The 24,906-nt window shown below is 72.2% G+C and carries 24 protein-coding genes; 16 read left to right on the forward strand and 8 right to left on the reverse strand.

Going from position 1 to position 24,906, the window contains the following annotated elements; genetic code table 11:
* Positions 1-3 precede the first annotated feature (3 nt).
* Positions 4-849, reverse strand: a complete 846-nt coding sequence (locus ACFVYA_RS10230; protein ID WP_387044275.1) for a metal ABC transporter ATP-binding protein — start codon at positions 847-849, stop codon at positions 4-6.
* 2 nt (positions 850-851) lie between these two features.
* Positions 852-1,766 (reverse strand): metal ABC transporter solute-binding protein, Zn/Mn family, encoded by a 915-nt coding sequence (locus tag ACFVYA_RS10235; RefSeq protein WP_387044277.1) that lies wholly within the window; start codon positions 1,764-1,766, stop codon positions 852-854.
* Positions 1,767-1,952: 186 nt separating this feature from the next.
* On the opposite strand from ACFVYA_RS10235, the gene ACFVYA_RS10240 reads away from it, so the two are divergent.
* The 5 genes from ACFVYA_RS10240 (at position 1,953) to ACFVYA_RS10260 (ending at position 6,553) form a co-directional block, all read left to right on the forward strand.
* Entirely contained in the window at positions 1,953-3,053 is a 1,101-nt protein-coding gene (locus tag ACFVYA_RS10240; protein ID WP_387044279.1) for a LacI family DNA-binding transcriptional regulator, read from the forward strand.
* A gap of 100 nt (positions 3,054-3,153) precedes the next feature.
* Positions 3,154-3,645 (forward strand): carbonic anhydrase, encoded by a 492-nt coding sequence (locus ACFVYA_RS10245; protein WP_013230422.1) that lies wholly within the window; start codon positions 3,154-3,156, stop codon positions 3,643-3,645.
* Between the two features lie 46 nt (positions 3,646-3,691).
* Entirely contained in the window at positions 3,692-4,648 is a 957-nt protein-coding gene (locus ACFVYA_RS10250) for a glycosyltransferase (protein ID WP_387044281.1), read from the forward strand.
* A gap of 9 nt (positions 4,649-4,657) precedes the next feature.
* Positions 4,658-5,533 (forward strand): A/G-specific adenine glycosylase, encoded by an 876-nt coding sequence (locus ACFVYA_RS10255; protein ID WP_387044283.1) that lies wholly within the window; start codon positions 4,658-4,660, stop codon positions 5,531-5,533.
* 63 nt (positions 5,534-5,596) lie between these two features.
* Positions 5,597-6,553, forward strand: coding sequence for an N-acetylmuramoyl-L-alanine amidase (locus tag ACFVYA_RS10260; RefSeq protein WP_387044285.1), 957 nt, complete (start codon positions 5,597-5,599; stop codon positions 6,551-6,553).
* Between the two features lie 128 nt (positions 6,554-6,681).
* Here ACFVYA_RS10260 and ACFVYA_RS10265 read toward each other — a convergent pair whose 3' ends face one another.
* Complete coding sequence (locus tag ACFVYA_RS10265; protein WP_387044287.1) at positions 6,682-7,428, reverse strand: alpha/beta fold hydrolase; 747 nt, start codon at positions 7,426-7,428, stop codon at positions 6,682-6,684.
* A 75-nt stretch (positions 7,429-7,503) separates the two neighbouring features.
* On the opposite strand from ACFVYA_RS10265, the gene ACFVYA_RS10270 reads away from it, so the two are divergent.
* Positions 7,504-8,910, forward strand: coding sequence for a M1 family metallopeptidase (locus ACFVYA_RS10270; protein WP_387044291.1), 1,407 nt, complete (start codon positions 7,504-7,506; stop codon positions 8,908-8,910).
* On the opposite strand, the gene ACFVYA_RS10275 is transcribed toward ACFVYA_RS10270, so the two are convergent.
* A complete protein-coding gene (locus tag ACFVYA_RS10275) occupies positions 8,896-10,284 on the reverse strand; it encodes an AAA family ATPase (RefSeq protein ID WP_387044293.1) in 1,389 nt (462 codons plus the stop codon). The two genes, ACFVYA_RS10270 and ACFVYA_RS10275, sit on opposite strands and share 15 nt — an antisense overlap.
* Before the next feature lie 51 nt (positions 10,285-10,335).
* Here ACFVYA_RS10275 and ACFVYA_RS10280 point away from each other — a divergent pair, with 51 nt between their 5' ends.
* Complete coding sequence (locus ACFVYA_RS10280) at positions 10,336-10,647, forward strand: antibiotic biosynthesis monooxygenase (protein ID WP_285986939.1); 312 nt, start codon at positions 10,336-10,338, stop codon at positions 10,645-10,647.
* Positions 10,640-11,437 (forward strand): NAD-dependent deacetylase, encoded by a 798-nt coding sequence (locus ACFVYA_RS10285; protein WP_387044295.1) that lies wholly within the window; start codon positions 10,640-10,642, stop codon positions 11,435-11,437. The genes ACFVYA_RS10280 and ACFVYA_RS10285 overlap by 8 nt, the downstream gene beginning before the upstream one ends.
* On the opposite strand, the gene ACFVYA_RS10290 is transcribed toward ACFVYA_RS10285, so the two are convergent.
* The gene (locus tag ACFVYA_RS10290) at positions 11,438-12,454 is read right to left on the reverse strand and encodes an endonuclease/exonuclease/phosphatase family protein (RefSeq protein ID WP_387044297.1); all 1,017 of its coding nucleotides are present in this window, start codon (positions 12,452-12,454) and stop codon (positions 11,438-11,440) included. It lies immediately after the preceding gene.
* 106 nt (positions 12,455-12,560) lie between these two features.
* Between ACFVYA_RS10290 and ACFVYA_RS10295 the strand changes: the two genes are divergently transcribed.
* A complete protein-coding gene (locus tag ACFVYA_RS10295) occupies positions 12,561-13,547 on the forward strand; it encodes an ATP-binding cassette domain-containing protein (RefSeq protein WP_387044299.1) in 987 nt (328 codons plus the stop codon).
* On the forward strand, positions 13,544-14,350 hold the full coding sequence (locus tag ACFVYA_RS10300) for an ABC transporter permease (protein WP_387044301.1): 807 nt from the start codon (positions 13,544-13,546) through the stop codon (positions 14,348-14,350). The genes ACFVYA_RS10295 and ACFVYA_RS10300 overlap by 4 nt, the downstream gene beginning before the upstream one ends.
* Before the next feature lie 88 nt (positions 14,351-14,438).
* Here ACFVYA_RS10300 and ACFVYA_RS10305 read toward each other — a convergent pair whose 3' ends face one another.
* Positions 14,439-17,606: a BTAD domain-containing putative transcriptional regulator gene (locus ACFVYA_RS10305; RefSeq protein WP_387044303.1), complete on the reverse strand. Its 3,168-nt coding sequence runs from the start codon at positions 17,604-17,606 to the stop codon at positions 14,439-14,441.
* Between the two features lie 146 nt (positions 17,607-17,752).
* Here ACFVYA_RS10305 and ACFVYA_RS10310 point away from each other — a divergent pair, with 146 nt between their 5' ends.
* The 3 genes from ACFVYA_RS10310 (at position 17,753) to ACFVYA_RS10320 (ending at position 20,330) form a co-directional block, all read left to right on the forward strand.
* Positions 17,753-19,186, forward strand: coding sequence for a M1 family metallopeptidase (locus tag ACFVYA_RS10310; protein ID WP_387044305.1), 1,434 nt, complete (start codon positions 17,753-17,755; stop codon positions 19,184-19,186).
* A 71-nt stretch (positions 19,187-19,257) separates the two neighbouring features.
* A complete protein-coding gene (pcp, locus tag ACFVYA_RS10315) occupies positions 19,258-19,899 on the forward strand; it encodes a pyroglutamyl-peptidase I (protein WP_387044307.1) in 642 nt (213 codons plus the stop codon).
* 35 nt (positions 19,900-19,934) lie between these two features.
* Positions 19,935-20,330, forward strand: coding sequence for a hypothetical protein (locus ACFVYA_RS10320; RefSeq protein WP_387044309.1), 396 nt, complete (start codon positions 19,935-19,937; stop codon positions 20,328-20,330).
* Here the strand turns inward: ACFVYA_RS10320 and ACFVYA_RS10325 are convergent.
* The gene (locus ACFVYA_RS10325) at positions 20,327-20,989 is read right to left on the reverse strand and encodes a hypothetical protein (protein ID WP_387044311.1); all 663 of its coding nucleotides are present in this window, start codon (positions 20,987-20,989) and stop codon (positions 20,327-20,329) included. The genes ACFVYA_RS10320 and ACFVYA_RS10325 overlap by 4 nt on opposite strands.
* A gap of 161 nt (positions 20,990-21,150) precedes the next feature.
* Here ACFVYA_RS10325 and ACFVYA_RS10330 point away from each other — a divergent pair, with 161 nt between their 5' ends.
* Genes ACFVYA_RS10330 through ACFVYA_RS10340 form a run of 3 tightly spaced genes read left to right on the forward strand, consistent with a single transcriptional unit; the run spans position 21,151 to position 23,075 of the window.
* The gene (locus tag ACFVYA_RS10330; protein ID WP_387044312.1) at positions 21,151-21,531 is read left to right on the forward strand and encodes a hypothetical protein; all 381 of its coding nucleotides are present in this window, start codon (positions 21,151-21,153) and stop codon (positions 21,529-21,531) included.
* Positions 21,532-21,535: 4 nt separating this feature from the next.
* Positions 21,536-22,597 carry a hypothetical protein gene (locus tag ACFVYA_RS10335; protein ID WP_387044314.1) on the forward strand — a complete coding sequence of 354 codons (1,062 nt, stop codon included), beginning with the start codon at positions 21,536-21,538 and terminating at the stop codon, positions 22,595-22,597.
* Positions 22,590-23,075, forward strand: a complete 486-nt coding sequence (locus ACFVYA_RS10340; RefSeq protein WP_387044316.1) for a YbaB/EbfC family nucleoid-associated protein — start codon at positions 22,590-22,592, stop codon at positions 23,073-23,075. The genes ACFVYA_RS10335 and ACFVYA_RS10340 overlap by 8 nt, the downstream gene beginning before the upstream one ends.
* Position 23,076: 1 nt before the next feature.
* Here ACFVYA_RS10340 and ACFVYA_RS10345 read toward each other — a convergent pair whose 3' ends face one another.
* Positions 23,077-24,804, reverse strand: a complete 1,728-nt coding sequence (locus ACFVYA_RS10345) for an Hsp70 family protein (RefSeq protein ID WP_387044318.1) — start codon at positions 24,802-24,804, stop codon at positions 23,077-23,079.
* Positions 24,805-24,906: the final 102 nt, after the last annotated feature.

Below are 24,906 nucleotides of genomic sequence, written 5' to 3' on the forward strand. Positions count from 1 at the left end.
GACTCAGCCCACTTGCTCTTCGACGTCGTGTTCGTGGTGGTGCGGCTCCGCCTCGCACAGCGAGCTCTGCGCGCCCGCGATGTGGATCTGGCCGCCGACCTTGAGCACCTCGACGCGGGTGCCGTACAGCTGCGACAGCGTCTCGGTCGTCATGACCTCGTCCGGCTTGCCGATCCGGAACTGGCCGTTGACCAGGTAGAGGACGCGGTCGACGAACGGCAGCACCGGGTTGATCTCGTGCGTCACGAACAGCACCGCCGTCCCCGCCGACCGCCGGCGGGAATCGATCAGCTCGCTGATCGCGCGCTGGTGCGCCAGGTCGAGCGACAGCAGCGGCTCGTCGCACAGCAGTACCTCGGGGTCGCCGACCAGGGCCTGCGCCACCCGCAGCCGCTGCTGCTCGCCGCCGGACAACCGGCCGACCGGCTGCTTCGCGTACCGCGTGGCCCCGACGGCGGAAACAGCCGAAGCGACCAGACGACGCCGGGCCGCCATGCCGGCCAGCCCGAAGCCCCAGCGGTGCCCGTCGAGGCCCAGCCCGACCAGGTCGACGCCGCGCAGCGTCAGCGACTCGTCGATCGCGCGCTGCTGCGGGATGTACCCGATCTTGCGGTTCGCGCCGCCCGGACGGCCGCCCGCGATCTCGACCGTGCCGGCCGACAGGTCCTGCATACCGAGGAGCGCCTTGAGGAAGCTGCTCTTCCCGGAGCCGTTCGGACCCAGCACCGCGAGGAACTCGCCCGGCTCGACGACGAGGTCCAGCCCCGACCAGAGGGTGCGCGGACCGAAGGCGAGACCCGCCCCGCGGACCCGGACCGCGGGGCGTACGTCGTCCGATACGGGTGCCATGGCTACTTCAACGCCCCAGCCAGCTCGTCGACTTCCCCGGTCATCCAGCCAATGTAGTCCGTCACACCCGCGGGCAGCGTCTCGGTCACGCCGACCACGCCGATCCCCGCTTCCTTCGCCTGCTTGACGATGTCCTGGGTCAGCGGCGTCACCGTCTGCTCGTTGTTGACCAGCGCCTTCACCTGCTTCGTCGCGATCAGCTGCTTGCAGGCGCTGACGGCGTCGGCCGGGACGTCGGTGTCGTTCTCCACCGCGTCCGAGAAGGCCTTGGGTGTCGCGTCGGTGATCTTCGCGCTCGCCAGCAGGTAGTGCGCGACCGGTTCGGTGACGACGACCTTCGTACCCGGATGGGTGGTCCCGAGCTCTTCGAGCCGCTTCTCGAGTGCGTCGAGCTTCGCCTTGAACGCGGTCGCGTTGTCGGCGAACTGCTGCTTGGCCGCCGGCTTGAGCTCGCCCAGCTGCGCGGCGAGCTGGTCGGCGACCTTGTCGACGCCCGGCAGGTCGTACCAGACGTGCTCGTTCTCGTCGCCGGTAGCGGCGATGTCGTAGGCGACGAGCTTCTTCGCGCTCCCCGCCTGCTCGGTGAGCTTGCCGAAGAACTCGTCGTACCCGCCGCCGTTGGACAGCAGCAGCTGCGCGCCCTTCGCCGCGAGGGCGTCGTCCGCCGTCGTCTCGTACGAGTGCGGGTCGGCCGACGGGTCGTGGATGATCGACTTGACCTCGACGTTTTCGCCGCCGACAGCGCTGACCACGCTGCCCCAGACGTCGGTCGACGCGACGATCTTGATCTTGCCGTCGCTGCCCGCCTGCGCGCCGCCGCCGTCGGAGGACGTGCCGCCGCCGGAGCACGCGGCCAAGGCGAACACGGACAGGGCCGAAGCGGCGGCGAGCACGCTCCTGGTGCGACGAGAACTCATCGAGGAACTCCTGAGAGGGACACAGACGCTAATGGAAACCGTTGTCAGATTCACCTTACCCCATCCGGATGACTTTCTGGCCATCGGATCGTGCTTTGGTGTATGCGTCTCCGCGCATGCGGATCGAGACATCGACCACGCGGGGTGTCTCTTCAGGAAACCGATCTGAACCGTTACGGTTTGCTGATGGGACGTCCTATTCGCACCCGGAGGCAGGCGACACTGGCGTCGCTCGCGGCGGAGCTCGGTGTGTCCAGGACCACGGTGTCCAACGCCTACAACCGGCCGGACCAGCTGTCCCCGGAACTGCGCCGCCGCGTCCTCGAGACCGCGCGGCGCCTCGGCTACCCCGGCCCCGACCCGGTCGCCCGCTCCCTGCGCACGCGCAAGGCGGGCGCGGTAGGGCTCCTGCTCACCGAAAACCTCTCCTACGCCTTCCGCGACCCCGCCGCCGTCGGTGTCCTCGAAGGACTGGCACTGGCCTGCGAAGACGGCGGTGTCGGCCTGCACCTGGTGCCGGCCAGCCCGGGCCGCGAGGACGTCGCCGCGGTGCACCGCGCGGGCGTCGACGGCTTCGTCGTCTACTCCGTGCCGGACGACGACCCGCACCTGGCCGCGGTGCTCGAGCGGCCGGTGCCGACGGTGATCATCGACCAGCCGAGCATCGAGGGCATCGACCGCGTCGGCCCGGACGACGCCGCCGCCGTCGGCAAGATCGCCGAGCACCTGGTGACGCTGGGGCACCGGCAGGTCGGCGTGATCTGCATGCGGCTGGCCCGCGAGCGCAACGACGACTTCGTCTCCGCGACCCGGCAGAGCGGCGCGCACTTCCACGTCCAGCGCACCCGGCTGGAGGCGCTGGCCGTCGCGTTCTCGGCGGCGGGCGTCGACTGGGCGGGCGTCCCGGTGGTCGAGCGGTTCGACCACACGGTGGACGACGGCGCGTCCGCGGCCCGCCAGCTGCTGGACGCCTACCCGCAGATCACCGCGGTGATCTGCACCTCGGACATCCTCGCGCTCGGCGCCATGGCCGAGGCCGAGCGGCGCGGGCTGCGGGTGCCGCAAGACCTCACGGTCACCGGCTTCGACGGCATCGCCGAAGCCGAGCGCATCGGGCTCACCACGGTCCACCAGCCCGTCCTGGAGAAGGGCAAGGTCGCCGGGCGGCTACTGCTCAGCTCGGGCGAGCGGAGCGCACCCAAGACGATCACCCTGCCGACCGAGCTGCGCGTCGGGCGCACGTCGGCGCCGCCGCGGACGGTCGAGGAGCCGTGGTTCGGCGGCTGACGTCGTGACATTGCCCTTAGTGCATTGCTCGGCGGGGTGGTTACCCGGTCAAATGGAGTGGTACGCCCGCGCCGCGGGGCCACTGGCCGGAAGGTGACCGATGACCTCGATCGACGTACTGCTCAAGCGCAACCAGGAACTCGGCGAGGTGACGCCCGGTGACCGGTCGTCCCCGAAGCCGTCACTCCAGGTGGCCGTCCTGACCTGCATGGACGCCCGGATCCGGGTGTTCGAGCTGTTCGGCCTCCTGCAAGGCGAGTCGCACGTCCTCCGCAACGCGGGCGGTGTGGTGACCGACGACATGATCCGTTCACTGGCGCTTTCGCAGCGCAAGCTGGGGACGCGCGAGGTGCTGATCGTCCAGCACACCGAGTGCGGTCTCTCGATGGTGACCGAGGACGACTTCAAGGACGAGCTCGAGAGCGACACGGGCCTGCGGCCGACGTGGTCGGTCGAGGCGTTCCGCAACGTCGAGAACAGCGTCCGGACGTCGGTGGAGCGGGTGCGGCGCAGTGCCTACCTGCCGCACACCGAGAACGTGCGCGGCTTCGTCTACGACGTGAAGACCGGGAAACTCACCGAGGTCCAGTAGGCTATCCTTCCCATTCAGATGTTCACGACATCCGAATGGGAAGAGCATGCGCGTTCTCTTCGCCGGGCTCGCGTCCGCCGGTCACACGTACCCGATGGTCCCGCTCGCGCTCGCCGCGCGGGACATCGGGCACGAGGTGCACTTCGCCGCCGGTGAGCACGTCCACGCGCCGCTGCGCCGGCTCGGGCTCGACCCGTTCCGGCCCGCGGATTCGTTCTACGAGATCTACGCCGAAGACCTCGAGCCGGACCTGGCCCGGTTGCGACCGGACCTGGTCGTGCACGGCTGGGGTGTCCCGGAAGCCGGCGTCGCCGCACGGCGTGCCGGGATCCCGGCGCTCTGGCACGGCTTCGGCCGGATGTTCCCGCGCGACATCGGGTTCGAGCGGCCCACCGGTGGGGTGCACCTCGACATCTGCCCGCCGTCGTTGCAGGAGGCGGACTTCCTCGCGACCGCCGAGCGCATCGCCCTGCGTCCCGTCCCGTTCCCGGAACCGGCACCGCCGGTGGACGGCCGCTCGCTGGTCTACCTCACCCTCGGCACCGCGTTCGGCACCCCGGAGGTGCTCACGACGGCGATCGAGGGGCTGGCGGCGCTCGGCGCGCCCGTCCTGGTGGCCACCGGACGGGTGCGTCCGGAGGAACTCGGCAGCGTGCCGGGCAACGTCACGCTGCAGGCCTGGGTACCCCAGGCGGCGGTCGTGCCGCACGCCGGCCTGGTCGTGCACCACGGCGGCAGCGGCACCACGCTGGGCGCGCTCGCCGCGGGCGTGCCGCAACTGGTCCTGCCGCAGGGCGCCGACCAGTTCGCCAACGCCGAGGCGCTCCTCGCCGCGGGTGCCGCCCGGCGGCTCCTGCCCGGCGAACTGAGCGCGGACGCCGTCACCGAGCAGGCCCGGAAGGCGTCCTCCTGCCGCGACGCCGCCCGCGCGATCGCCGCGGAGATCGCCGCCATGCCCGCCCCGGGCGAAGTGGCCCGCGAGCGCCTCTTCGCCGTGAAGTAGCCTCCCGGCGTGGCTGTGGACGCTGACGTACTGCTCGACTGGTTCTCCGCGCACGGCCGGGATCTCCCGTGGCGCGAGCCCACCTGCTCGGCCTGGGGCGTCCTGGTCAGCGAAATCATGCTCCAGCAGACCCCGGTCGTCCGGGTGCAGCCCATCTGGCTCGAGTGGATGGCGCGCTGGCCGGTGCCCTCGGCGCTGGCCGCGTCGGCGCAGGGCGAGGTCGTGCGGGCGTGGGGCAAGCTCGGCTACCCGCGCCGCGCGCTGCGGCTCCACGAGGCCGCCGGGGTGATCGCGCGTGAACACGGGGACGTCGTTCCGTCCGATGTGGACACTCTGCTCGCGTTGCCCGGGATCGGGGCCTACACCGCGCGCGCCGTCGCCGCGTTCGCCTACGGCCGGCGGGCGCCGGTCGTCGACACGAACGTGCGGCGGGTCGTCGCGCGGGCGGTGCACGGGGCCGGAGACGCCGGGCCGGCGTCCAACACCCGGGACATGGCCGACGTCGAGGCCCTGCTCCCGGCCGAGGACGCCCCCGCGGCGAAGTTTTCCGCGGCGATCATGGAGCTGGGCGCGCTGATCTGCACCGCGCGCGCCCCGAAGTGCGCGGACTGCCCGATCTACGACGAGTGCGCGTGGCAGCACGCCGGCCGGCCCGAGTACACCGGCCCGGCCAAGCCGGTGCAGCGGTACGCGGGCACCGACCGGTACGTCCGCGGACGGCTGCTCGACGTGCTGCGCGGCAGCGAAGGCCCGGTCGACAAGGCCCGTCTCGACCTCGTCTGGCACGACGGCGGCCAGCGCGACCGCTGCCTGGACTCCTTGCTGGTCGACGGCCTGCTGGAGCAGACCCGCGACGGCCTCTTCGCACTCCCGGGCGAACACTGACGCGGTACGACCAAAGTTGGTCAATAGTTGTCATCGGCGCGTTCCGGAGTTACCGTTTCACGCATGGTCACTGTTGACCGCCGGACCCTGTTCAAAGCGGGGGTGACCGCGACCGCGGCCGGCGCACTGGGGATGACGACCACGGGAACGGCCGGCGCGGCCGTCCCGGCTCCGACGATCCACCCGACGTCCGACTGGGGGGCCCGGCCCGCCGCCGGCCCGATCGTGGTGGAGAACCACAAGCCGACCTACATCGTCGTGCACCACGCGGTCGACCCGCCGATGAACGACGACTTCTCCCTGGCGCGCGCGTTCTACGTCTCGCGCTTCATCCAGAACCTGCACATGGACAAGAACGGCTGGATCGACAGCGGCCAGCAGTTCACGAACAGCCGCGGCGGGTTCATCACCGAAGGCCGGCACCGCAGCCTGGAGATCCTGCGCGGCGGCACGCAGCACGTGCAGGGCGCGAACGTCGGCAACCACAACAGCGAGGTCATCGGCATCGAGAACGAGGGCCTGTACAGCACGGTGGACGTGCCGCCGGCGCTGTGGAACTCGCTGGTCTCCCTCGTCGCCTACATCGCGAGCCAGTACGGCATCGCCCCCGAGTTCATCAAGGGCCACCGCGACTTCAACTCGACCGAGTGCCCCGGCCAGGTGCTCTACAACCGGCTGCCGGAGCTGCGCACAGCCGTCGGCCGCGTCCTGGGCGTCGCGGTGACGCGCACCGAGGCCGAGTGGCCACTGCTCAAGCCGGGTGACACGGGCCGGCAGGTGCAGCTGGCGCAGCGGTTCCTCCGGGCGTCCGGCTTCGGCGTCCCCACCGACGGCGTCTTCGGGAAGTCCACAAAGGACGCAGTGGCCGCTTTGTCCGGTCAGGCGGGGTTGGCCCGCGACACGTGCACCGCGGCGAAGGCGTCCGACGAGACCGGCTTCCTCGGCGCGGACGTCTGGCCCCTGATCGTCCCGGCCGACCGCTCGACGGCGGCCTGGCGGACGGACCTGGCCCGGGCCTGAAGGGTCGACACGCGTGATCGGGAAGCCGACACGCGTGATTTGAGGGTCGACACGGCGATACAACGGCGTGCGGCGTGTCGTCCCTCTGATCACGCGTGTCGACCCGGCAATCACGCGTGTCGACCCTTTCAGCGGGCCGGGACCTGGCTGAGGAAGGCTTCGACGGCGCCGCGGTAGGTCTCCGGGGCTTCGTCGTGGGGCAGGTGCGCCGAGCCGGGCACCACCAGGTGTTTCGCTCCCGGGACGCGGTCGGCGACTTCGGCCTGCTGGCCGATCGGCATCGCCGTGTGCTCGCCCTCGACCAGCAGCAGCGGGCAACGGATCGCCTCGACGACGTCCCAGTAGTCCCGGCGGCCCCATTCGGCGGCGATGACGTACAGGTCCTCGAGGTCCGCGACCAGGTGGAAGCCGTCGTCGCGCTCCTCGACGCAGTCCGCGAAGTACCCGCCCGCGTCGCCGAAGAACTCGCGGACGTGGTCGAGCGAGGAGAACGGGACCGGCCAGCTCTCGAAGTACCCGCGCCAGGTCTCGACGGTCCGGCCGCGCTGGTCCGGCGCGAAGTCCTCCGACACGACCGCGCGGACCAGCTCCGGGTGCCGCGCGGCGGTCGCCCAGGCGTGCAGGCCACCCATCGAGTGCCCGATCAGCACCGCCGGGCCCGCGTCGAGGCTCAGCAGCGCTTCGGCGACGTCGTCGGCGAAGCGCTCGGTCGTCCACGGCCCGACGCGCGGCGCGTTCCCGTGGCCGCGCGCGTCCAGGCCGTACACCGCGCCGTAGGGCCGGAGCCACTCCGCGACCCGCCACCACGTCCGCGCCCGGCCCATCAGGCCGTGGAGCAGAACGATCGGCACGCCGCTGCCGCCGAAACAGAGCACGCGGCCACCTAACCACAAAACCCCTGGTGCGGAACGTGACCAAACCGTCGCTGTCCATCACCTATGGTGGTGGTCATGCGCCGCCGACTCACCGCCCTGGCCGTCTGCGCCGCGGTGGTCCTCGCCGCGGCGTGCGGTGGCGACGCCGTCGCCTTGCCGCCCCCGCCGCCGCCCATGCACCCGGTGCCGGGCGCGGCCGGCGCCGGCGACCCGTACTACCCCGACGACGGCAACGGTGGTTACGACGCCCTCGGCTACCAGGTCGACGTGAAGTACGACCCGCCGAGCGGGCACCTCGACGGCGACACCACGGTGACCGCGAAGGCCACCCAGGACCTGAGCCGGTTCGACCTCGACCTGCGCGGGCTGGACGTGCACAGCGTCGAGGTCGACGGCAAGCCGGCGAAGTTCAGCCGGGAGAAGGCGTTCGAGCTGGTCGTCACGCCGCCGTCGCCGATCCGGGCCGGGACGACGTTCCGCACGCGGGTCCGCTACGGCGGCGACCCGGCCAAGACCCCGCACGACGGCGGCAGCGAGAACGGCTGGAAGCACTCGGCCGACGGCGGCGCGTACATGGTCGGCGAGCCGCACTCGGCGGCGTTCTGGTACCCGGCGAACGAAACCCCGCGCAACAAGGCCACCTTCACGCTCACCGCGCACGTCCCGGCGGGCTGGACGGTGCTCTCGAACGGCCGCGAGGGCCCGCCCGGCACCTGGACCGAGGTCACCCCGGTGGCGAGCTACCTGACGACGATCGCGATCGGCAAGTTCGAGGTCGACAGGTCGACCTTGCCGGACGGCACCCCGGTGGTCTCGGCGTACGCGCCGGGCGTCGAAGCCCGCCGCGCGGTCGGCGACCGCCTGCCGGAGGTGCTCGGCTTCCTGACCGGCCAGTTCGGCCCGTACCCGCAGTCGGCGGCGGGCGGGATCTTCCTGAACGAGGACGTCCCGTTCTCGCTCGAGACGCAGACCCGGCCGACGTACGCGAAGTGGGCCGACCTGCCGACGCTGGTGCACGAGAACGCCCACCAGTGGTTCGGCGACTCGGTCTCGGTGCGCAACTGGTCCGACGTCTGCCTGAACGAGTGCTTCGCGTCGTACTCGCAGTGGCTGTGGGCCGAGCGCGAGGGCCAGAACCTGGACGACCGCTACCGCGCGGCGATCGAGATCACCCGCGGCAGCACGGACTTCTGGGCGCAGAAGCTGGTGGAAATGGGCCAGGGCCACGAGTTCGAAGGCGTCTACAACAAGGGCATCCTGGCGCTGCACGCCCTGCGCCGCGAAATCGGCGACCCGGCGTTCGCCAAGCTGCTGCACGAGTGGCCGGCCCGCTACCGCCACGGCAACGCGACCTGGTCCGACTTCGAAGCGATGGCGACCCGGATCGGCGGCAAGAACCTGCGGCCGTTCTTCGACACCTGGTTCCGCGGCACGAAACTCCCCGCGGACGCCGACCTGTTCCCCGGCTCACTGCGCAGCTGAGCTGCCCAGCAGCGACCGCGTCAGCGCGCTCCGGGCGTCCTGCATCTCCCGCAACGCCGTCGTCAGCTCCGCGTCCCCGACCACGACGTCCTCCTCCGGCCGCGCACCCAGCGCCAGCAGCGACGCCCGGCGCAACAGCTCCTTCGCGAACGACGCCGTCATCCCCGCCGTCGCCTCGACGACCGGGGCCAAGTCCGCCGTCAACTTCAGGCCGCGCGCGTACAACCGCAGCAGCGCTTCACGCCCGGCCGCGTCCGGCAACGGGATCTCCACCGCGAGGTCGACGCGGCCCGGGCGGTCCGCGAGGGCCTTCTCCAGCTCACTCGCCCGGTTGGTGGTGAGCAGGAACGTGACGTCGGCGTCGCCGCCCACGCCGTCCATCGCGTCGAGCAGGGTGAACAGCAGGGGCTGGACCATCGGCCCGTAGCTGCGGTCCTGCGCGATCAGGTCGACGTCCTCCAGCACGACCACGCTCGGCTGCAGCCGCCGCGCCAGCTCCGCGGCCTTGCCCACGAGCTTCATCGCCGTGCCGGTCAGGATGATCACCGTGGTGTCCGGCAGGCGGCCCATCAGGTAGCGGACCGTGTGCGTCTTGCCCGTGCCGGGCAGGCCGTGCAGCAGCAGCCCGCGCTTGAGGTGCTGCCCCGCCGCCAGCAGCCGCTCGCCGTGCTGCGCGATACCGATCGTGTGCCGCTCGATCGCGTCGAGCACGCCGTCCGGCAGCACGACCTCCTCACCGGTCAACGCCGGCCGCGGAAGGAACGTGAGCAGCTCGTTGCCGCGGTGCTCGCTGGTGCCGAAGGCCAGCACCTGGCCGCGCAGGAGGTCGCGCTCGGCCATCAGGCGCTCGACGCGGTCGCGCACTTCGGTGGCGGTCGCCCGCGAAGTCGCCAGGACCTCCAGCCGGCACTGCTCGAGTCCCCACTGCGGGTTGGCGCCGCGGATCGCGAGCAGCACCGGCTCGCCGCCCGGGGCGTGCGTGCCGACCAGTCCGAGCTGCACCGCCTCGGTCGCGGCGTCGGGGCCGATCGCCGTGGTCGTGTAGTCCACCGAGCCGAGCTCGTACATCCCCTGCCTGCGCGCGGTGGCGAGCATCCCGATCAGGTCTTCGTGCGTGCGCTGCCCGCCCGCGATGCCGAACCAGCCCACGGCCGTGCCGTGTTCGGCGAGGTAGGCGTCGACGCCGCACTGGATGTTGGCGTGCTCCCACATGGGCCAGTTGCGGGTGACGACCACCACCTCCGGCAACGGCGCGCCCAGGTGGCCGGTCACCCGCTCGATCAGTTCGCTGCCCCCGCCGCCCGCGACCTCGTCGGCCGCGGCGCGGACGATCCGGGCGAGATCGGTGGCGAGGTCGCGCTCGGTGTTCCCCATACCACCAACAGTGGCACGGATCACACCCGGCAGCCAACTAGGGTGGGAGCCATGAGTGTCGTGAAGATCAACGCGATCGAGGTCCCCGAGGGCGCCGGCCCCGAACTGGAGAAGCGGTTCGCCGCGCGCATGCACTCCGTCGACGAGCAGCCGGGCTTCCTCGGCTTCGAGCTGCTGCGGCCGGTTTCCGGCGAGACGCGCTACTTCGTGTACACGAAGTGGGAGACCGAGGAGCACTACCAGGCGTGGGCGAAGGGCGGCCCGGCCGCGGCGGCGCACGCGGGCGAGCGGGCCAAGCCCGTGTCCACCGGCGCGAACCTGCTGGAGTTCGAGGTCGTCCTCGGTTCGCAGCCGGGTGAGTGAGCTCGCCGCAAAGCTCCTGGACGGCGCCGGCGCGCTCCTGATCTGCGCCGGCGCCGGCATGGGCGTCGACTCCGGACTGCCGGACTTCCGCGGCGGCGAAGGGTTCTGGCGCGCGTACCCGCCGTACGCCCGGCTCGGGCTGCGGTTCGAGGAGCTCGCCGACCCACGGCACTTCGCCGGCGACCCGGAGCTGGCCTGGGGCTTCTACGGGCACCGGCTGGAGCTCTACCGCAAGACCGTGCCGCACGAGGGCTTCCGGCTGCTGCGCGAGTTCGGCTCGGCCCTGCCCCACGGCGTCCGGGTGTTCACGTCCAATGTGGACGGCCAGTTCCAGGCGGCGGGCTTCGAGCCCGTCGCCGAGGCGCACGGCTCCATCCACCACCTGCAGTGCCTCGCCGGGTGCACGGACGACATCTGGCCCGCCACCGGGGAAGTCGTGGTCGACGAGGAGACCATGCGTGCGGTGCCGCCGCTGCCGTCGTGCCCCCGCTGCGGCGGCCTCGCCCGGCCCAACATCCTCATGTTCGGCGACTTCTCCTGGGTCCCGGACCGCAGCCAGGCCCAGCTGGACGAGCTGACGGCGTGGCGCCGGACCGCCCGTGACCTCGTGGTGGTGGAACTGGGCGCGGGCCAGGCCGTCCCGACGGTCCGCCGCTACGCCGAACTGGCCAGCGCGGCGACCGGCGCGCTGATCCGCGTCAACCCGAGGGAATCGGAGATCCGGCACGGCCGTGGCGTCTCGATCGCGGCGGGAGCGCTGGAAACGCTGACGCGGCTCCTGCCGCGCTGATCACGGCAGCCGCACCTCGGCGAACACCGCCCGGTGATCACTGTCGGTGACGTCGAACACGCGGTAGTCCAGCACGGCCGCGCGGTTGTCCACCGCCACGTGATCGATCGTCACCACCGGCAGCGACGACGGCCACGTCGGGGTCAGCCCTTCGCCGCGCTCCTCCGCCGCGTCGCGGTAGCCGCGGGCCAGCACCGTGCGGTAGGCCGCGTGGTCCAGGGTCGCGTTGAAGTCGCCGGCCAGGATGCGCAGGCCGTGCTCGCCCGCCGGCTGCGAGAGGTCCTTGATCTCGCGCTCCCACCCCCGCGAGTCGACGTCCGGGGAGATCGGGTGGACGGCGACGATCTCGGCCACGACGCCGTCGCCCAGGTCGGCCTCCGCGCCCGGCTGCTTGGCCGCCGAGTCACCGGTCAGGTTGACCTCCTTCAGCGGGAAACGGGAGACGATCCCCGAGCCGAACGCGCCGGGCGCCGGGTGCAGCACCCGGTGCGGCAGCAGGTCGAACAGCCCGGCCGCGGTCAGCCGGCTGACCGCGGCCGGCGTCATCTCGACCAGGTTCAGCACGTCGATCCGCTGCTCGCGCACCAGGTCGACGACGGCCTTCGGGTCCGCCCGGCCGTAGAGCAGGTTCGAAGCGAGCACGCGCAGGGTCTTGCCGTGCACGTCACGCTGTTCGCTCGCCGACGCCCGCGGGAGGACGAGGACGGCCAGCGCGAGCGCCAGCACCAGCGCGACCCCGCCGGTCCACCACCGCCGCAACGCCAGGGAGAGGCCGCCGACGAGCAGTCCCGCGGCCGCCGCGTACGGCGTCAGCGAGAGCGCCACGAGCGTGTACCAGCCGCCGTCGAAGCCGACCAGGCGCAGCGCCGCCAGCAGCGCCAATGGCACCACCGCCACCACCAGCAGGGCCGTGACCAGCGGGTACTTCCGCCGCGACCGCGTCTCTTCCGCAATCACCATGCTGCCGAGTATGCCGAGACCGGCGCCGCGCGGCCCGGGCACCGACAACTCCTCCACAAGATCTCCACCAGGGCCTGCCAGCCGCTGCCAGCGCGCTGTGCGTGAGCTGCCAGCGCGGACGCCCACTGTGATCGCAGAAGCGACGAGCGAAGGAGGAACGCCCATGTCGCACGCGATCCAGGCCGAGGGCCTGGTCAAGAAGTTCGGGGACACGACGGCGCTGGACGGGGTGGATCTCGAGGTCCCGTTCGGCCAGGTCGTGGGGGTGCTCGGGCCGAACGGCGCGGGCAAGACGACCGCCGTCCGGATCCTCGCGACCCTGATGAAACCGGACGCGGGCAGAGCCACGGTCGGGGGCTACGACGTGGTCGCCGACCCGGTCCGCGTCCGCAGCCTGATCGGGCTGACCGGGCAGTACGCGTCGGTCGACGAGGACCTCAACGGCATCGAGAACCTCGTCCTGATCGGACGGTTGTACGGCCACTCCCGCGCCCAGTCCAAGGCACGCGCCGCCGAGCTGCTCGAGCGGTTCGAGCTGGCCAAGGCGGCCAAGCGGCCGATCCGGACGTACTCGGGCGGCATGCGGCGGCGGCTGGACCTGGCCGCCAGCCTCGTCGGCCGGCCCGAGGTGCTCTACCTCGACGAGCCGACCACCGGGCTCGACCCGCACGCTCGCAACGAGGTCTGGGACGTCGTCCGCGGCCTCGTCGCCGAAGGCGCGACGGTGCTGCTGACCACGCAGTACCTGGAGGAGGCCGACCAGCTGGCCGACAAGATCACCGTGTTCGACCACGGCCGGGTCGTCGCCGACGGCCGCGCCGACGAGCTGAAGCGCCGCGTCGGCGGGCAGACGCTGCAGGTCCGGCCGACCCAGCTGTCCGACATGGACGCCGTCAACCGGATTCTCGGCGACCTCTCCGGGGTCCGGCCGACCCGCGACGACGCCTCCGGGCTGCTCACTGCGCCGGTCAACGACCCGGTGCTGCTGTCCACCCTGGTCCGCAAGCTCGACGAAGCCGGGATCACCGCGGACGAGCTGGCGCTGCGGCTGCCCAGCCTCGACGAGGTGTTCCTCGCCCTGACCGGGCATACGGCCGAACAGTCCGCTGTGTCTTCTTCGGACAAGACCCTCGAAGGGAGCCTGGCATGACGACGCTGGCCCTCGACCGCCCGGCCCCGCCGCGGCACATCAGCCCCGGCAAGGGGCTCCAGCACGCGCTTTCGCTCGCGTGGCGCGGCATCCTGAAGATCCGCAAGAACCCCGAACAGCTCGCCGACGTCACCCTGATGCCGATCGTCTTCCTGGTGATGTTCGTCTACCTGTTCGGCGGCGCGTTGTCCGGCTCGACCGACGCCTACCTGCAGATGGTCGTGCCCGGCATCATCGTGATGAACATCCTGCAGGCGTGCCTCACCGTGGGCACGAACCTCAACACCGACGTCACCAAGGGTGTGTTCGACCGGTTCCGGAGCATGCCGATCGCCCGCTCGGCGCCGCTGATCGGCGCCGTGCTCGCCGACGTCGTGCGGTATGTGGTGTGCCTGACCGTGCTGATGGTCGTGGCGACGATCATGGGCTACCGGATCGCGACCAGCCCCGGCGAGTTCGCCGTGGCGATCCTGCTCGCGCTGGCGTTCGGGCTGGCCTTCTGCTGGGCCTCGGTGTTCGTCGGCATGGTGATGAAGTCGCCGGGCTCGGCGCAGGCGCTGATGTTCGTCTTCATCATGCCGCTCACGTTCGGCAGCAACGTGTTCGTGCAGACGAACACCATGCCGGGCTGGCTGCGGGCGTGGGCGGACATCAGCCCGGTCAGCCTGATGGCGAACGCGCTGCGCGGCCTGATGAACGGCGGCCCGGTGGCCGGCCCGCTGGCCGGGGCGCTGGCCTGGATGGCCGGTGCGGTGATCGTGTTCTTCCCGCTGGCCACCTGGGCCTACCGCCGGCGGGTCTGAGAGGCGCCGACGCACGGGGGTGGGTCGCGCCAGGGGAAGCCGGAGGGGACGTTCGCGGGGGCGGACGTCCCTTCCGGCACGTCCACGGTCAGGCCGGGCCGAGCTCGGCCAGCAGCCAGGCGATCGTGTCCTTTTTGGACACCCGGCACGCTTCCCCGTAGCGGGCGTCGTAGTCCGGGAGCGCCGCGCGCAGGGCGTCGATGAGCGCCCGGACCTCGGGACTGCCGAGGTCGAGCCGCCCGCGGATGACGGCGGACGCGGCGAGCACCCGGGTCGCCGTCTCGGGACGGCCCTGCCGTTCGCGGATCATCGCCAGCAGCTCGACCACCCCGGCCATGTCCGGCATGTCGCCGCGCCGGCCCGTCGCCCGGATCGCGATGGCCGCGTGCGGATCGGCCTCGTCCGGGCGGCCCTGGGCCAGCAGGATCCGCGCTTCGAAGGCGTGGATGAACTCGTCGCCGATGCCGCCGGGGAACCAGTCGTCGCCACCCATCGCGGCGAGGCGGTCGAGCAGCGCCCGCGCTTCGGCCAGCCGGTCCGTGCGCAGCAGCAGCTCGAGCCGGCCGAACATCAGGATGGCCCGGTGCTGCAGGTTCGTGATGCCTTCGCCGTAGCGCTCCGCCGCCTCCTGATCGCGCCAGGCACCCTCGAAGTCCCCGGTGCGCGCCCGCTCGACGGCCAGCCGCCACCAGTGCTGCACGGCGTCCTCGTACGACCGCAGCTCCATCGACAGGGCCAAGCCCTGCTGGTAGATCTCGATGGCCTTGGCGCTGTCGCCGTTCTGCGACAGCGCGTACGCCTTGAAGCTCAGCGTCATCGCGATGCCCCAGCGGTCGCCGACCGCCTCGAACCCGGCGTGGGCCAGGTCGCGTGCCCGGTCGGCCCCCTCGACATCACCCTCGTCGTCGAGCAGGAAGCTCTCCACCCAGTGCCCGCCGGCGCGGGTCCACGGGTCCGGGTGCCGTTCGGCCCGGTGCACCTCGCGGAGGGCGACCTCGCGATCGCCCCCGAGGAAGGCCAGCATCGGCAGGGCCACCGCGAGCCCCGGGTAGCGGTCGACCGCGCCGGTGCGCACGCAGTCGTCGACCAGCCGCATGATCCCGGCCGGGTCCGACCGCATCGGGATCTCGTCCATGAGGTGGACGAGCACCCGGTAGGCGGCCATCACCTCGGCGGGCAGCCGGTCGCCGAACTCGAGGGTCTCGTGGATCAGGCTGCCCGCCCGGCCGCCCTGGCCGAGAATGGTGAAGTACCAAATCATCCCGTCCAGCAGGGCGACCGAGTTGTCCACATCGGACATCTCGATCGCGCCGCGCAGGGCGGCGATCATGTTCGCGCTCTCGGCTTCGAACGCGTCGATCGCCTCCAGCTGCGCGCCGGTGCGCAGCGTCGGCTCCAGCCGCTGGGCGAACTCGGCGTAGTAGGACGCCATCGCCCGGCGCGTCCGGTCGTGCTCTCCCGACTCCACCAGCCGCTCGGTGGCGTACGCGCGCAGCGTCTCGAGCATCCGGTACCGCGGCTCGCCGTTCCCGGCGTCCACCGTGTCCACTATGGACTTCTCGACCAGGCTGCCGAGCACGTACGGCACGTCGCCCGCGGGGAGCTGCTCGTCGGCGCAGACGGCCTCGATCACCCCGAGCTCGGCGCCGCCGGTGAACACCGCGAACCGCCGGGCCAGCACGAGTTCGGGCTCGGCCAGCAGTTCCCAGCTCCACTCGACGACCGCGCGCAGCGTCCGCTGCCGCGGCAGGGCCGTCCGGCTGCCCGAGGTGAGCAGCCGGAACCGGTCGCCGAGGCGGCCGGCGATCTGGGCCACGGTCATCGACCGCAGCCGGGCCGCGGCCAGCTCCAGCGCCAGCGGCATCCCGTCGAGGCGGCGGCAGATCTCCCCGACCTGGTCCACAGTGGACTCGTCGAGCACGAAGTCGGGCCGCACCGCGGCGGCCCGGTCGAGGAACAGCCGGGTCGAGTCGAGCTCGGCGGCCTCCGCGGGCGCGGCGCGTTCCGCGGGCACCGGCAGCGGGCCGAGCGGGCAGAGCGCCTCCCCGGTGATGGCCAGCGGCTCGCGGCTGGTGGCCAGGATCCGCAGCCGCGGCGCCCGGTGCAGCAGCTCGTCGGCCAGCCGCGCGGCGGCGTCGACGACGTGCTCGCAGTTGTCCAGCACCAGCAGGGCTTCCTCGCCGCCGAGCACCTCGACGGCCTGCGCCACGGGATCCGGCGGCCGCCGGTGGACCTCGGCCTCGGTGCGGATCTCGCGGACCTCGAGCGCGCCCAGCAGCGCACCGGCGACGTCGTCGGGGTCGCGGACGCCGGCCAGCGCGGCGAACCAGACGCGGCCCCGCTGGTGCGCGGGGTGCCGCGACGCCGCCTCGGTGGCGAGCCGGGTCTTGCCCGCCCCGCCCGGCCCGGTCAGGGTGACCAGCCGGGCGCCGCCGAGGAGCTCGGCCAGCAGCTTGAGCTCGTCGTCGCGGCCGACGAAGGTGGTCAGCCGGGTCGGCAGCCGGTCGGCCACCGGCGACGGCGGCGCGAACTCGCCGCGCAGCGCGGCGACGTGGATCTCCTGCAGCTCGGCCGAGGGGTCGACGCCGAGCTGGTCGGCCAGCGTGCGGCGGAGCCCGGCGTAGACGGCCAGCGCTTCCGGCTGCCGTCCGGCCGCGCACAGCGCGCGGATCCGCAGTCCGGCGAGCCGTTCGCGCAGCGGGTCGGCGTCGGCCGCCGCGGCCAGGTCGGCCAGGACCGCGGCGTGCTCGCCCAGCCGGATCAGGGCTTCGAACCGGTCCTCGGCCGCCTCGGCCCGCAGCTCGGTGAGCCGCCGCGCGGGCGCCGGCGCGAACGGCGCGTCGAGGACGTCGGCGAGGGCGGCGCCCTGCCACAGCGCGAGGGCCTCGGTGAGCAGGTCGGCGGCGCGGGCGTCGCGGCCCGCAGTCAGCTCGCGGCGGCCCTCGGCGGCGAGCCGTTCGAACCGCTCGGCGTCGACGTCAGCCGCCGCCACCGCGAGCCGGTACCCGCCCGGCCCGGATTCGACCGCCACCGGCAGCACCTTCCGCAGCCGGGAGACCAGCGACTGCAGGGCGTTGGCCGCGTCGGCCGGTGGTCCGGTGCCCCAAAGGCCGTCGACGAGCGCGTCGGCCGGGACCGCGCGCCCGGCGTCCAGCGCGAGCCGGGCCAGGAGCATGCGGAGGCGGGCGCCGCCGATGTCGATCGGCGTGCCGTCGTCTTCCGCCGCCCGCAGCGGGCCCAGCAGCGCAACGCGCATGTGTCCAGCTTTCCAGACGGCGGTGCCGCGCCGGGGCGGGCCGACGGAAGTGCTGATTATCCGGACAAATACGACGCGATCTGCCGGATCACCCGATCGTGGCGATACGTTGCGGACGACGTCCACCGACACGAACAGGAGCGTTCATGAGGGGACAGAAACCGGCCGTGGTGGCGGCCGCCGTGGCCGCCAGTCTCTGCCTCGGCACCGGCGTCGCCGTCGCCGGCGAGGGCTGGGGCACAGCGCAGCCCGGCAGCGACGGCGCCGGCGACAGCTACTACCCGCAGGACGGCAACGGCGGCTACGACGTCGCCGACTACAACCTCAAGGTCGGCTACGACCCGGCGTCGCACCAGCTCACCGGGAACCAGGACATCACCGCGCGGGCGACGCAGTCGCTCAGCTCGTTCGACCTGGACTTCAAGGGCCTGACCGTCGACTCGGTGAAGGTCGACGGCCGGGACGCGAAGTTCAGCCGGACCGGGGACCATGAGCTGGTCATCACGCCGTCGCGGGCGCTGTGGCGGGGCCGGCACTTCAAGGTGCAGATCGCCTACCACGGCGTGCCCGCGCCGATCGACGACCCGGCGCTCGGCAACAACGGCTGGCAGTTCGCCCAGGCGGGCGGCGCGTTCGCCGCCGGCGAGCCGAAGTCGGCCACCACCTGGTACCCGGTCAACGACACCCCGCTCGACAAGGCCACGTTCCACCTGGCCATCACCGTGCCCGACGAGTGGGGCGTGATCGCCAACGGCCGCGAGAAGCCGTCGTTCAAGGCGCCGGGCGGCACCACGCACGTCTGGGCCGAAGAGACGCCGATCGTGCCGTACATGACGACGGTCGCGATCGACAAGTGGACCTTCGACCGCCAGAAGCGCAAGGACGGCACCCCGATCGTCAGCGCGTTCGCCCCCGGCGTCCCCGACTCGACGAAGCAGGCCGAGGCGCGGCTGCCGGAGATCCTCGACTTCCTCGAGTCGAAGTTCGGCAAGTACCCGATCGACGCCGCGGGCGGCATCTTCCTCAACGAGCAGATCGGCTTCTCGCTGGAGACGATGAGCCGGCCGATCTACTCGGCGGGCTGGGCCGGCACGGTGCCGACGATCGTCCACGAGAACGCCCACCAGTGGTACGGCGACTCGGTCGCGGTCGCGCACTGGCGCGACGTCTGCCTCAACGAGTGCTTCGCCTCCTACGCCACCTGGCTGTGGGACGAGGCGAAGGAAGGCGTCGACCTGAACAAGCAGTACGCCGACGACGTCAAGAAGGCGTCCCCGGCGTTCTGGAACGGGAAGCTGTACGACATGGGCCAGGGCCGGGAGTTCACGTACGTGTACTCGAAGGGCCCGGTGATGCTGCACGCGCTGCGCAACTACATCGGGCAGCCGGCGTTCGACTGGGTCCTGAAGACCTGGCCGTCGCTGCACCGCGACGGGAACGCGAGCATGCAGGAGTTCCAGCGGTTCACCGAATTCGCCGCGCACCGGAGCCTCCAGGGCTTCTTCGACGCGTGGGTGTACGGCACCGGCAAGCCGGCCGACCAGTACCTCTACCCGGGTGGGCTCAAGCCCGCCGCCTGATCCGCGATCGTCGTCGAGGCCACCCTGCGGACGTAGGGTGGCCTCGACGCTTTTCGTTCCGGGAGGATGGCATGGCCAGGGTGCTGATGACGGGCTTCGCGCCGTTCGGCGGCGAGCCGGTCAACCCGTCGTGGCAGGCGGTTTCGCTGGTGGGCGCCCGCCGTGACGACGTCGCGGCGGTGGAGCTGCCCTGCGAATTCGCGGCGTCGCTGCCCGCGCTGCGGCGGGCGCTGGAGGAGCACCGGCCGTCGCTGGTGGTCTGCGCGGGCCAGGCGGGCGGCCGGTCCGAGGTGACCCCGGAGCGGGTGGCCATCAACCTGATCGACGCCCGCATCCCGGACAACGCGGGTGCCCGGCCGGTGGACGCCCCGGTCGTCGCGGAGGGCCCGGCGGCGTACTTCACGACGTTGCCGGTGAAGGCGTGCGTAGCGGCGATCCGCGCGGTGGGCGTACCGGCGTCGGTCTCCCACACCGCCGGGACGTACGTGTGCAACCAGGTGTTCTACGCGTTGATGCACTTGCTGGCCACGGAGTTCCCGGGCGTGCGCGGCGGGTTCGTGCACGTCCCGTTCAGCCCGGAGCAGGTCGCGGCCACGGGCGGGGCCGAGCCGTCGCTGAGCGTGGACCGGATCGCCGACGCGCTGGAAGCCTTGGCGGACACGGCGTTGCGGGTCACCGAGGACCTGGCGGTCAGCGCGGGCGCGGAGCATTGACGCGCGGCCGGGACGCCTGGGCCAGACCCGGGGCGGTGCTGACCGTCGGCGTCACGGCCCTGCTGACCGGCGCGGCCATCGGCTTGTTCGCGCACACCTTCACCACGTACATGAAGCAGATTTGCGCGGCCGACCTCGCGGTGAACCCCGGAAGCATGTGTGGCCTCGGCATGATCTTCTGGGGCCCGGCGGTCGTCGTGGCCACGGCGCTGTTCGCCGGTTTCGTGATGTGGCCGGTGCTGGCCATAGCCGGCATCGAGCCGCGGCGCCGGCTGCTGGCCGGTGCGTTCCTGCTGCCGGTCGTCATCGTCGAGCCGTTCGGCGTCGCCGCGTCGGTCCACGGCCCGCCGGTCCTGGTCACGGCGCTCGCGTTCGGGACCGTGCAGGCGTGGATCGCCTTCGCCGCCGGGGCGCGGCTGACCCGCGGCTAACCGCCGCGGCCGGTGAGCTCGACGAACGCCGCCGGGCCCGGGACGTTGTGGTGGACCGTCAGGTCCGCGACCCGGTCGCCGCTCGAGGCCGGGGTGAAGCTGACGACCAGCGTGCACCGGCGGCCCGGGGCCACCTCGTGGCCGACGCACCCCCTCGCGTCCACCGCGAAGTCCGTGCTGTCCACCTCGACCCCGCTGACCCGCAGCGCGCTCGCGCCGACGCTGCGGACCGCCACCACGCAAGTCGTCGTCGTGTGCACGGGTGTCGCGCCGCAAGTGACCGACTCCGGGACGATGACCCGCGCTTCGGCGGCCGCTTCCGGCACACCGGGGAACGTCGCCGGGCGCCCGCGGACGAGGTCGAGCACGGTCACCCCGGTCACCGTCAGGACGAGCGCGCCCGTCGCCAGCAGCACGATCGCGATCGCCTTGACACCGCGGGCGCTGCCGTCCTTCGCGGTGAACCCGCCCGCCGCCAGGACCGTGACCACCAGCGTGGAGATCAGCGTCGCGTCCGGGCCGGCCCCGATCGCCGCCGGGACGAGCGTGCCGAGCAGCGATGCCCCGACCGTGACCGCGAATCCCGTCCAGGAGAAGCGTTTTGCCTCGCGCAACCGGCTCCGCACGGTCGGTGCGCGAGGTTCCGTGACTGTGCTCATGCAGGGAGGAGCGCCGAGCCCGCCCGCCACGGACGGCATTCGCCCGTTCGGCGGTACAGCGGGCCACTCGTGATCTGAGGCACACCACCCGCAAACGCCCCTGCCGGCCGATCGAACGGTGTTTACATGTCCGGACGCGCAGCCCGAAGAAGAGGTGAGTGATGATCGGATTCGAGACCGACCTGCAGGACCTGCGGGACTCGGCCGGAGCCCTCCAGGACGCGGCGGTCGCCGCAGAAACCGCGTCGAGTGGCCTGCGCGGCACCGACGTCCCCGTCGCGTCCGGTGGCGGTGGCTTCTTCGGCGGCATCGCCGGGATGCTCCCCGCGGCCAACGCCTTCGGCCGCACGCTGGGCATGCCCGCCGTCGCGGCGGCCTACGACGACCACCTGGCGAAGATCCAGAAACTGGTCGCGCAGCTGCACCAGACCACCGCGGACACCAGCCACGCGCTGATGCGGGTCGCCGAGCTGTACGAACAGGCCGACGAGGACTCGAAGCGGCACGTCAACCGCGCGGCCGCGGGCCTGGAAGGGAACTGAGGACGTGGACGGCTACTTCGACACCGGCCTCGACGCCGCACCGATGTCCAGCGGCGAAGACCGCCGCGCCGAACTCCTCGAGGGTGTGTCCGAGGACCTGAAGGACGGCGCGAACGACGCACTGGACGCCCTCGAAGTCCTGCGGATGACCGAGATCTGGCTGTTCGGGTTCGACGACTCCAGCGAGCAGTTCCGCAAGATGCAGGACCAGATCGCCGACGTCTACCGGGAGTTCTCCGACGCCGACATCGACCACGAGTCGACCTCGGGTCTCCAGAGCCTGATCATGAAGCACGACGCCGTCTGGAAGCAGCTGCAGCGCGACTCGAGGCCGAAGCTCGACGACGCCCGGCAGTTCCTCGACGTCTGGCGCGGGTCGGCCGCGAACGCGGTCAAGGCCTACCTCAACCAGCTGGCCGACGCCTTCACCGAGGTCGAAACCAAGATCACCGTGCTGGAGAGCGATGTCGTGGCGGCACGTGAAGCCATCGCGTCGGCCCGCCAGGACCTGAGCAACCTCGGCACCACGTTCCTGGAGACGGCGAAGAAGTACCAGGAAGACCAGTCCCGCAAGCGCGAAGCCGCCATGTCGAAGGTGCTCGCGGCCACGTTCGCGGGCGCGGTCGCCGGCCTGCTCACCGTGGCCAGCGCCGGCGTCGCCGCCCCGGCGGGCGCGGCGATCTTCACCGCGGCCAACGGCGCGCTGGTGGCCGGCAACGCCGCCGGCGGCGCGATCAGCGCGATGGTGGCGAACCAGGCGGAGATCACCGGCGACAACGCGTTCGAGCTGCACCAGAGCTTCCTCGACAGCGCGGGCAAGATCCGCGACGGGGCCGGCGAGGCGGCCCAGACGCTGGCGAACCGCATCGGCGACGAAGCCGTCGACCTGCCGAAGATCCCCGACCCGCCGGACGTCAGTCCGGGCTCGAGCTTCGACCCGGACAACTTCGAGACCGACCACACTTCGCGGCAGACCGAGAAGAACGTCCGCGACCGGAACGTGGACATCGCCCCCGACGGCCGGGTCTCGCAGGACAACGGCCACCTGGAGCGGCTGGATGGCTGACCGTCCGGCGAAACCGGACCGCGAAACCCTGCTGGCCGAGCTCGACGCGCTGTCGGCGACGGCGACGTCCGCCGACGGCGCGGTTTCGCTGTCGGTCAACACCGACGGCGTGCTGACCCGGCTGCGGCTCACCGACGCCGTCTCGGGGATGTCGCCGTCGGAGATCGCGGACGCCGTCCTGTGCACGTACGTCGAGGCCCAGCGGGAGTCGGCGAAGCGGACCGGGCAGCTGCTGGCGCCGCTGGGTACCGGCGGCTACCTGATGGACCGGCTGCGCTGGCGGGTGCAGTTCGAGCCGGCCCCGGTTCCGGTGGCCGCCCCGGCTGCTGCGCCTGCGCCTGCTCCGGCCGCGGACTCCGGCGCCAAGGTGCTGCAGGACCGGTCTTCGGAGGCCGCAGCTACCGCAGCACCGCCGTCCGGGCCCGTGCCCGACGACGACTGGTACGCCGGCGGCATGCGGTTCGACAAGGCCTGGTGAATCAGGCCGGCTTGATCTCTCGGGTGAAGAAGGCCACGAGGTCGGCGGTGCGGCGCGCGTCGAGCGAGGTGTAGAGCCCGGCCGCCCGGCGGTCGTCCGGGCCGAAGAGCACGATCCCGGAGAAGCTGCCGACCCCGGCGATGTACCGGCCGTGCAGCCCGCCGCCGTCCCAGCTGCCCTCCACTATGTTGCGGCCGCCGACCTGCAGCTTCGCGCTCGCCTCGACCTCGGCGACGGTGACGCCCTGGTAGTAGCTGACCACGCTGCCCTTGCCGAACCCGCAGGTGACCGCGGCTTGGGCGTGCACCAGCTTGCCCACGGAGTCGGCGGCCTGACAGGTCGTCCGGTCCGGGACGGTACCGGCCAGCGAGCGCAGGCAGGGGGTGAACCCGGCCCGGTCGCGCTGAGCCGTCGTCGTGCAGTCCACTGTGGCCTGCGCCGATTCGCTCTTCGTGGCGAAGAGGACGACGGTCACCGTGATCGCGACGACGACGAGCACCGCGATCCCGACGAGCAGCTTGGTTCGCTTGCGCGGCAACGGTTGTGACTGCTGCTGTTGCGGGGGCGGCGCGTAGTGCGGCGGCCGGGCGGCCTGCTGCTGCCACGGTTGCGGCCGCGGCGGCACCACGGGCGGGCGGACCGGCGCGAACGCGGGCACGGTGAGGTCGGTGGTGGTGCCCAGCGGAACGTGGTGGAGCCCGAACGCGACGGCCGTCTCGGGCTGGTCCTGCGTGGTCGGCGCGACGCCGAGCTGCCGGCCGAGGAGGCTGACCAGCAGCGGCATCCGGCTCGGCCCGCCGACGAGGTAGACCCCGGCGAGCTGCGCGGGCGTGAGGCCGGCGCGGCGGATCGTGGCGGCGAGCAGCTCGGCGCTGCGCAGCAGGCTGGGCCGCACGAGCGCTTCGAGCTCGTCCCGGCTGACGAGGACGTCCCCGAACGGCTCGGCCATCGGCACGTGGGTTTGCGCGTGCCGTGAGAGGCTTTCCTTGGCGTCACGGACATCCTGCAGCAACGCGCGGCGCGTGCGGCGGTCGGCGGTGGTCTGCGGCCGCAGGAGGCGTTGCCACTGCGCCGGATCGGTGTGCGAGACCGAACGTCCGATGTGGACGAGCAGGGCCTGGTCGATGTCGAGGCTGCCGAGATCGGGCAGGCCGTCCTCGGCGAGCACGGTGAAGCCCTGCCGGGTGACTCCGACGACAGCGCAGTCGAAGGTGCCGGCCCCGAGGTCGTAAACGCCGATGGGGCCGCCGGTCCGGCTCCCCAGGCTGGCGTAGTGGGCGGCGGCGGCCACCGGTTCGGGGATCAGCCGGACATCGGCGAACCGGGCCTTCGCGGCGGCGGCCCGGAGGACGTCCTGCCGGACGGCACCCCAGCCGGCAGGGTGCGAAATCCGGATTTGCGCGGGCGGGCGGCCGAGCTGCCGTTCGGCTTCCTCGCCCATCCGGCGCAGGACGGCGGCGAAGGCGTCGGTGATCGGTATTTCGTGGTCACCGAGCTGCAGCCGGCCTTCGTCGATGCGCCGCTTGGGGTTGGGTTCGAACCGGCTGGGATCGAGCCGGGCTCGCCGTTCGGCATCCTGGCCGACCACGAGCAGGCCGTCGTCGTTGACGTAGACGGCGGAGGGCATGGTGACGGACCCGTCGACCTCGATGGCCCGCGGCCCCCGGCCGAAGGCGGAGAGGACACCGACGGTGCTGGAAGTCCCGAAGTCGATCGACAGCACGTCCACGCGGATTCCCCCTCCCAAGGTCCGCGGCATCGTCTCACGGGCCCGGACAGCCGGAAGGGCGGCTCCCCGAACCGGGGAACCGCCCTCCTGGCGTCCTACGCG

This window comes from Amycolatopsis sp. NPDC058278 (genome assembly GCF_042881395.1).
Lineage (GTDB): Bacteria > Actinomycetota > Actinomycetes > Mycobacteriales > Pseudonocardiaceae > Amycolatopsis.

Bases quoted from the DNA above. Each gene is read 5' to 3' on its own strand.
- ACFVYA_RS10245 (WP_013230422.1), top strand. From the start codon at position 3,154: ATGACCTCGATCGACGTACTGCTCAAGCGCAACCAGGAACTCGGCGAG.
- ACFVYA_RS10230 (WP_387044275.1), bottom strand. From the start codon at position 849: ATGGCACCCGTATCGGACGACGTACGCCCCGCGGTCCGGGTCCGCGGG.
- ACFVYA_RS10330 (WP_387044312.1), top strand. From the start codon at position 21,151: ATGATCGGATTCGAGACCGACCTGCAGGACCTGCGGGACTCGGCCGGA.
- ACFVYA_RS10310 (WP_387044305.1), top strand. From the start codon at position 17,753: ATGAGGGGACAGAAACCGGCCGTGGTGGCGGCCGCCGTGGCCGCCAGT.
- ACFVYA_RS10300 (WP_387044301.1), top strand. From the start codon at position 13,544: ATGACGACGCTGGCCCTCGACCGCCCGGCCCCGCCGCGGCACATCAGC.
- ACFVYA_RS10235 (WP_387044277.1), bottom strand. From the start codon at position 1,766: ATGAGTTCTCGTCGCACCAGGAGCGTGCTCGCCGCCGCTTCGGCCCTG.
- ACFVYA_RS10280 (WP_285986939.1), top strand. From the start codon at position 10,336: ATGAGTGTCGTGAAGATCAACGCGATCGAGGTCCCCGAGGGCGCCGGC.
- ACFVYA_RS10325 (WP_387044311.1), bottom strand. From the start codon at position 20,989: ATGAGCACAGTCACGGAACCTCGCGCACCGACCGTGCGGAGCCGGTTG.
- ACFVYA_RS10270 (WP_387044291.1), top strand. From the start codon at position 7,504: ATGCGCCGCCGACTCACCGCCCTGGCCGTCTGCGCCGCGGTGGTCCTC.
- ACFVYA_RS10275 (WP_387044293.1), bottom strand. From the start codon at position 10,284: ATGGGGAACACCGAGCGCGACCTCGCCACCGATCTCGCCCGGATCGTC.
- ACFVYA_RS10295 (WP_387044299.1), top strand. From the start codon at position 12,561: ATGTCGCACGCGATCCAGGCCGAGGGCCTGGTCAAGAAGTTCGGGGAC.
- ACFVYA_RS10250 (WP_387044281.1), top strand. From the start codon at position 3,692: ATGCGCGTTCTCTTCGCCGGGCTCGCGTCCGCCGGTCACACGTACCCG.
- ACFVYA_RS10305 (WP_387044303.1), bottom strand. From the start codon at position 17,606: ATGCGCGTTGCGCTGCTGGGCCCGCTGCGGGCGGCGGAAGACGACGGC.
- ACFVYA_RS10240 (WP_387044279.1), top strand. From the start codon at position 1,953: ATGGGACGTCCTATTCGCACCCGGAGGCAGGCGACACTGGCGTCGCTC.
- ACFVYA_RS10340 (WP_387044316.1), top strand. From the start codon at position 22,590: ATGGCTGACCGTCCGGCGAAACCGGACCGCGAAACCCTGCTGGCCGAG.
- ACFVYA_RS10260 (WP_387044285.1), top strand. From the start codon at position 5,597: ATGGTCACTGTTGACCGCCGGACCCTGTTCAAAGCGGGGGTGACCGCG.
- pcp (WP_387044307.1), top strand. From the start codon at position 19,258: ATGGCCAGGGTGCTGATGACGGGCTTCGCGCCGTTCGGCGGCGAGCCG.